Annotated in this window: 1 protein-coding gene; it reads left to right on the top strand. The window is 62.1% G+C overall.

The genetic code is table 11. The annotated features are described in order from the left end of the window. The first annotated feature begins 620 nt into the window (after positions 1–620). A complete protein-coding gene (locus ILT44_RS30440; RefSeq protein ID WP_204243344.1) occupies positions 621–1,160 on the top strand; it encodes an adenylate/guanylate cyclase domain-containing protein in 540 nt (179 codons plus the stop codon). The last annotated feature ends 24 nt before the right edge of the window (positions 1,161–1,184 follow it).

Raw genomic sequence — 1,184 nt, 5'->3', positions numbered from 1 at the left:
GCCTCGTCGATGGTAGAGAGCTGATTCCCAGAGCCAGGTTATGGCGCGGTCCCCGGAATTACTCCATGTGTCAAAACTCAAACAGCCTCACCCTCGGTGAACGATTTTTACAAGTTCACGCTCGTGTGCCCGGGACTCCGCGATCTATTGTGGTCGGCAGGAAATTAAATTGCTCCGCGGCGTGGCCTGTTCGCGTTTTGACACAGGCTCGACCCTGAAGAGACGTTCCATTGAGGCTCGTGGTTGATAGATCGAGCGCAGCCCGCCCAAACCGACCTCCAGCCACTTCAACCTGCCGTCGGCGGGCGTGACGTCTTCACGGCCGGGCTGAGGCTTGCAGAAGCTCCCAAGTGACGGGCAACGGTCCCGAGCCACCCATTTGCACCATCGTTTGAGTGCAGCTCATGCCCTGATGTGACTTGCAAACAGCCTGGAAGGTCAAGATGGCTTCGTCGCACTCCACGCACGGAACCGGACCGGAGGAGCGGCCGCGCCTCACGGCAATGAACCGCCTCCTCCCACTGGCCCTCCGGCCCAGCAATGCTCCCTGTCGGCGACCGCGGCAGGCTGCGAACCCCGCCGGGATGTGTTAGCCTACCCAACCGTCCGAGAGCACGCCCGTGACTAAGGAGAGGGTCGAGCGGAGACTAGCGGCAATCCTCGCGATCGATGTCGCGGGCTACAGCGGACTCATGGCTGCCGACGAGGAGGGCACGCTGGCGCGCTTGAAGGGCCATCGACGCATCCTCATCGATCCGGCGATCCAGGGCCATCAGGGACGCATCGTCAAAACCACCGGCGACGGAGCGCTCGTCGAGTTCGCGAGTGCCGTGGAGGCGGTACGCTGCGCTGTTGAGATCCAGAGCGCAATGAAGGAGCGCAATACCCAATTGCCTCCGTCCGAACGCATCGCATTCCGAATGGGGATCAATGTCGGCGACGTTATCATCGACGAAGAGGACATCTTCGGTGACAGCGTCAACGTCGCAGCTCGCCTCGAGAGCCTGGCCGAACCAGGCGGCATTTGCGTGACCCAGCGGGTGCAGGAGGATGCCGCCGGGAAGTTGGAGATCGGGTTCGAAGACGTCGGCGAGCAGACCCTCAAGAGGTACTGTCAAGTTGGCGAGAGGCGGCGATCTGTGGCACGGTCTTGGGCATGAGCACGCCATCTGACCCCTACAGGG

This window comes from Microvirga arvi (assembly GCF_016892765.1).
In the GTDB taxonomy this organism is placed as follows: Bacteria; Pseudomonadota; Alphaproteobacteria; order Rhizobiales; family Beijerinckiaceae; genus Microvirga; species Microvirga arvi.
This window is presented reverse-complemented; position numbering and strand designations above follow the sequence as displayed.